We start from the raw sequence: 5,161 nt of genomic DNA, 5'->3' as shown, positions 1-5,161 counted from the left end.
TAGAATCATTATCTCTCTCTTTTCGTAAATAGAGCCTTTCGACAACCTCTATCGCGAAAATCAAGAAAAGGTTTCCTGTTGGTATCAAAAAAAAGAGAGCTCTTTTCTGTTAGGAACGCTCTGGAGCTGTACGACGTGCCACTAATTGCAGTGGTTTCTCGAGAGCAGGCCTGTATCCCGTCAGCTTTGTTGTTACGCGGCCTACAAACACTTCGCTCGTAATCTGAAGTATATCTCTATATTTATCGGCGGTGACGTAAAGGGCGGCTCTCCGCAGCTTCTTTGCCTTCTCCTGCTTATTCAAGTTAATGACGCTAGGCTCTACCACCCAAACGAGCCTCTTTTTACCACCGACCTTCATCCACCGCTCTTCAGTACACTTGAGGGAAATGAGGTAACGGCTCTTCCCGTCAAAGGTATCGAACGTGCGTTCCACACCAGGGGCCCAGTCAAGACTTCGAGCCAGGAATGCAGCAGACAGAGGCTCCAAAGTAAAATTATTCGAATAAAAGTCATATTCTTGGAAGCGGTTTCCAGAGTCTTTCTTCTTTGAGAGCTCTGAACGAATCCTTCCATCATCAGCAAACGCTAACGACGCTTTAGTGACTCTTGAATTCTCACGTTGATCAATCAGCAATATGCCCGGGGTGAAATCATCGGCTGCGATAGTTCCCAATACCGAGTATCGAAGCTTATAGAAAACGTCCACAAAGGAGTTGGTCTCTACCGCTATAAAAACCTCATAGATCTCAGACTTTCTTCTAACCGTAATCTCCACATCAGCAGCGTGAATGCCCTGCCATGAAACTTCGTAATTGAAAATTCCTTCACGAAAGTCATGCCCCTTTTCTGGAAAGTACACGGGGGTCGTAACGTCAACCTGGTCTGCCAACAGCTCGTCTGCTCTGACGGTCGAAACAGGAGTCAGCATTGCGAAATGAACGCATAAGAGCCACAACCAAAATGGGCGCATTGCTGTTAAGAGATTGCCCTTCCTAGTAATTTTACTGAAAAAACTCACAATCACTACGCCCCCGCGCTGCCTTGAGGCAGGACCCGCGCTGTCTCGGGGCAGAAATTGTAAGTTCGGGCAAAAATGAGCTGAGACCATTGACTCTTATTATCCTTCTTAAGTTCCTTGGTATAATACCTCGGTCTAAGCCCTTAAGCACCTTTTAAAAGGGCTTACCTCCGACTTTCTCACCGACAACCTCAATTTTTCGCATTCATTTCAATTGGATGTGACAAAAATCGGCGCATTGTGAATAGTCACACGTCCTTTACTCCGTGCGACCTCAATGCCCATTTTTTAGGGCTCGCCTACCCTCTGGGTAGTCGATAGAAACATCTTTAACTTACTGAATTACTCAGCGTTATCTGGATTCACCTTTTGCTGTTCATGAGCAAGCTCCACAAGACACCGCAATACCGCAGCATTGAAGTCACGTTGTTGTCTCAGCGTATCTTCGAGAAAAAATGAAAGAACTGGATATATGAGTCGCTTAATGCCGACAATGAAAGGACCGAGCACCTTCCTATGCGAGGTAATCTCTCTCGGTTTCAGTGATACATCCCAGATTTGTGCAGTCCGCCGAAGCCGCTCAAGCAGCTCGTCAGAAGCCACGAGAGCACCACTTGAAGCTGGAAGAATAAAGTTTTTTACGAAACGAACATTCTCTTCCGAAAATTCTCCATCTTGAATAAGAGACTCAACCCCCTCCGACACCTCCTTTTCGAGATTCTGCGCTGCGGATTCAAGGTGAGCGGGGAGATGGATCCCAAGAGTATTATCGCTATCCTCTATCCCGTTATTCCCGACTAGAGACTCTCCTGACTCTCTCATGCACATACTCCTTCCTCTTTGCCGAAACTTACGCGGCTCCTGTAGATTCCACACATTCAAAGCGGTGCAAAATCTCCGCCATGTACGAAATTCTCGCACTCATTTCAAAGAAATTCGCAGGAAAATAGGCGTTAAGATTTCCTACTAAACCACCCGATACTACACCAGAGATATTGAATTGCAATCAAGACAAGAAAAATGTCATTACCTAGGAAACTGACTATCAAATCCCTCGTATTGCTCATCATATTGGTGAGTTTGAGCGCGTGTACACCGAGACGCGAGGCTTCCATCTATTTTCCCCTCAAAGATGCAGGTCTTCAAATCTTAAGCTCTACCAATCCGTACCACGGACCCAATGTTGCATTAGCTGCAACGCTTGAGGAAAGCTCGAGCCTTGCTGGATACTTTCAACACAAGGGAGCACCGAGAGCTATCCAAGTAAAAACAGCTCGCACGTCCCAGGACAAGATCATCCTGTATTACCCTGATGACTACGGAATGTACGTGGCAACTCGTCGCGGAGGACTCGTTAATACTCCAGAGCATTCGGAATGGATGGTTGCGGGCCCTTATCGGATGAACCAAAGTGCGTATAGACAGATAAAGAATTTTTCGCGGCCACGAGAAAAGTCTCCGGTATTTCTCGTACATGGAAATGTCACTCGATATTCCCAGGGCGCCCTAGCCTATAATACATCTTTCACTATTGAACCTGAAGTTCCTCTTCTTCCCGAGACAGAATCACTCGAGCCACCGAAGAAGGTCGTTAAAAAAGAGCAAGTGGAAGAGGTTCCTTTTGACAATGAATTCCAAACTGGCAAGAACGCTGATTCGCTCGTAAACCTCGATAACCCGAAGTTCATTCCACAGAACATGGATCAACAAGCGTTAGCTCTCTCAAGCGGCTACGCAAGAAGAACCTCAAATGGTGATATCATGCATGAGGTTGAAGGACATGCGCAGATGCTTGAAAACATATCGGATTGGTATACAGGCACCACGAGAAATGTTTCCTCAATTCAGGATTTAAGCGACCTGTTACCTGAACAACAGGAAGTGAGAAAGGGAATGATTATTCGTATACCTTTTGCTCTGATAAAGAGAACGAAAAAAATGCCCATTACCCATAGGGCTACTCCAGAAACTCCTATTGAGGAGAACGAGAACAAAAAGAGCATTGGCGAGCGCTCGACTGAAGAAGGCTAGCGTCTCATCCACCAAAAACGTGCTGTAAACCTCAAACACATTCATATGAAGATTCCGGTGGCTCTGAACAGTTAGAGCTTGAGGGATAACGGAAATAGGCTGGTTAATAAATGCGTGTGATTTTCAAAACACACGTACTGCTCTAGGGGAAAGGATCTTGGGAGAAGAAGGAGAAGCTGCGAGAAAAAATGCCCAGGAGAGGATTTGAACCTCCACGACCTTGCGGCCACCAGCCCCTCAAGCTGGCGTGTCTACCAATTCCACCACCTGGGCGTAAGCTCTTGCTATAGCGTGTATGTTTCAAACCGAGAAATCAAGCTCTCGGCTCGTCTTATTTGTATAGTGATACTCCGTTGTCTAAAACCCCATAATCTCTGACTTCTGGAATACTTCTACTCAGCGGTCTTCTCCTCAACGCCTTGTACCTCTACTGCTTCTTGCTGTTCTCCTTCCGCACTCGAGGCACTCTCCTGTTTGGTAGCAGTTGAATCAGTAGTCACATTACTCTCTACCGTCTCAGGCGCGTTGGCCGTTGTAGCACCAACTTCAGAGACTGGCTGCATAATAGAGCCTTCGACCACACTTTTTGGAGCACTACTTGAAGATATTCCTCTTGCGCCACCAGAGTTATATGAACGAATCAAGAGTATCGAGGTCACCATAAATCCTATGGCTAAGGTAGTAGTCAGTTTGGTGACGAAGTCTGTTGCCCCTGCCGCTCCAAACAGAGAACTACTGGAACCTCCAAAAGTGGCTCCTGCATCAGCGCCTTTTCCCTGCTGTAAGAGAACCAACCCTATGAGAACTACGCATAAGAGAGAGTGAATGATAAGCACTGTAGTAAATAACATTTGAACATTCCTTCATTTGGGGTCTTTTCGAGATTAGCCCCGCTCTAGACCACCTCACCACGGGCTGACAGCCACACAGCGATCGGATTAGCAACTGGAGTCTATAATCAAACGCCGCTGGATATCAATTGACGACGGCTGTCTCTCCTCCCTGGGCAGCCAGAGCCTCAACACCCTCGATGACTCTATTCGCAAGCCCCTGAAATAACTCTCGAGATGAATTATTGCCCTCAACCAGGGCAACCGGCATCCCAACGTCTCCCCCCTCACGGATAGCAGGATCGAGAGGAATCTGAGCGAGTAAAGGCAACCCCTGTGCCTCAGCGAGAGCTTTTCCTCCTCCACTCCCAAAAATATCATGCCTGACCCCATCCGGAGCTATAAAGCCACTCATATTCTCCACAATTCCCAACGCCGGCACATTCACTTTCTCGAGCATACTTAATGCTTTTCTCACATCAGCAAGTGCCACTTCTTGCGGCGTGGTAACAACCACGGCTCCAGCAAGCTGCACCATTTGAACGAGTGAAATTTGGGCATCTCCAGTCCCCGGAGGCATGTCCACGATGCAATACTCCACAACTCCCCAATTTACATCTTGAAAGAGCTGATTGAGGGCTTTGTTGAACATAGGGCCACGCCAAATCACAGCATCATCTGGATTCGAGAGAAAAAATCCAAGTGATACATACTTCATCCCGTGTGTCTCAGGCGGAATCAGCTTGCCCTCATGGTCAGTCTTGATCTCTCCCCCGCCGAGCAAAGTAGGAATACTCGGGCCATAAAAATCTGCGTCAATAAGTGCTACCCTTTTCCCCATCTTTGCTAATGACAAGGCAAGATTTACTGCCACCGTCGATTTTCCGACACCTCCCTTACCTGAAATAACCGGGACAATCTTTCCTAGGTTCTCCATTTCCTTTTCCTTCTTTCCTTTATCATCCTTCAATAAACCGTTTATCGTAGGCGTTTCTTTCTCTACTGCTCATTACCTTTCTTTCGTGGAGTAAGGTTCTTGGCACGAGTCAAATCAAGTAAAGCTTGAGCAGTGCTCGACTGCTTTCGCAACTGTCGTTCCCATCTCTCCCCTGGCTTCAAAACGGCGCTAAAAGGAGTAGAGCGGAGTTTCTTTCCATCTTTATCCAGTTCGATAACCCGAAAACTTATGGAGTACTTCGCTTCTGTACTATTATTCTGCACTGAAGCTTTCAGCTTCTGATTGGAAAACTGTGATACCGAGCCAGTAATAGGCGGCCGC

6 protein-coding genes and 1 tRNA gene are annotated in these 5,161 nt (G+C 46.9%); 1 reads left to right on the top strand and 6 read right to left on the bottom strand.

Going from position 1 to position 5,161, the window contains the following annotated elements; all coding sequences use genetic code 11:
• Positions 1–109: 109 nt before the first annotated feature.
• Positions 110–1,111 carry a DUF3108 domain-containing protein gene (locus EBR25_12235; protein NBW41752.1) on the bottom strand — a complete coding sequence of 334 codons (1,002 nt, stop codon included), beginning with the start codon at positions 1,109–1,111 and terminating at the stop codon, positions 110–112.
• A gap of 252 nt (positions 1,112–1,363) precedes the next feature.
• Positions 1,364–1,849, bottom strand: coding sequence for a hypothetical protein (locus EBR25_12230; GenBank protein ID NBW41751.1), 486 nt, complete (start codon positions 1,847–1,849; stop codon positions 1,364–1,366).
• 192 nt (positions 1,850–2,041) lie between these two features.
• Here EBR25_12230 and EBR25_12225 point away from each other — a divergent pair, with 192 nt between their 5' ends.
• Complete coding sequence (locus tag EBR25_12225) at positions 2,042–3,052, top strand: hypothetical protein (GenBank protein ID NBW41750.1); 1,011 nt, start codon at positions 2,042–2,044, stop codon at positions 3,050–3,052.
• A 189-nt stretch (positions 3,053–3,241) separates the two neighbouring features.
• On the opposite strand, the gene EBR25_12220 is transcribed toward EBR25_12225, so the two are convergent.
• The 4 genes from EBR25_12220 to EBR25_12205 all read right to left on the bottom strand — a co-directional run.
• Positions 3,242–3,325 (bottom strand) — tRNA-Leu (locus tag EBR25_12220).
• A gap of 119 nt (positions 3,326–3,444) precedes the next feature.
• Complete coding sequence (gene secG / locus EBR25_12215; protein ID NBW41749.1) at positions 3,445–3,903, bottom strand: preprotein translocase subunit SecG; 459 nt, start codon at positions 3,901–3,903, stop codon at positions 3,445–3,447.
• A gap of 124 nt (positions 3,904–4,027) precedes the next feature.
• On the bottom strand, positions 4,028–4,852 hold the full coding sequence (locus EBR25_12210; protein NBW41748.1) for an ATP-binding protein: 825 nt from the start codon (positions 4,850–4,852) through the stop codon (positions 4,028–4,030).
• 29 nt (positions 4,853–4,881) lie between these two features.
• A partial coding sequence (locus EBR25_12205) for a hypothetical protein (protein ID NBW41747.1) occupies positions 4,882–5,161 on the bottom strand: 280 nt, incomplete at its 5' end.

The sequence above is a fragment of the bacterium genome, from assembly GCA_009926305.1.
Lineage (GTDB): Bacteria > Bdellovibrionota_C > UBA2361 > UBA2361 > RFPC01 > RFPC01.
The sequence above is the reverse complement of the archived record's forward strand: the minus strand, read 5'-3'. Positions and strand labels throughout refer to the sequence as shown.

Bases quoted from the DNA above. Each gene is read 5' to 3' on its own strand.
- EBR25_12235 (NBW41752.1), bottom strand. From the start codon at position 1,111: ATGGTCTCAGCTCATTTTTGCCCGAACTTACAATTTCTGCCCCGAGAC.
- EBR25_12230 (NBW41751.1), bottom strand. From the start codon at position 1,849: ATGTGCATGAGAGAGTCAGGAGAGTCTCTAGTCGGGAATAACGGGATA.
- EBR25_12225 (NBW41750.1), top strand. From the start codon at position 2,042: ATGTCATTACCTAGGAAACTGACTATCAAATCCCTCGTATTGCTCATC.
- secG (NBW41749.1), bottom strand. From the start codon at position 3,903: ATGTTATTTACTACAGTGCTTATCATTCACTCTCTCTTATGCGTAGTT.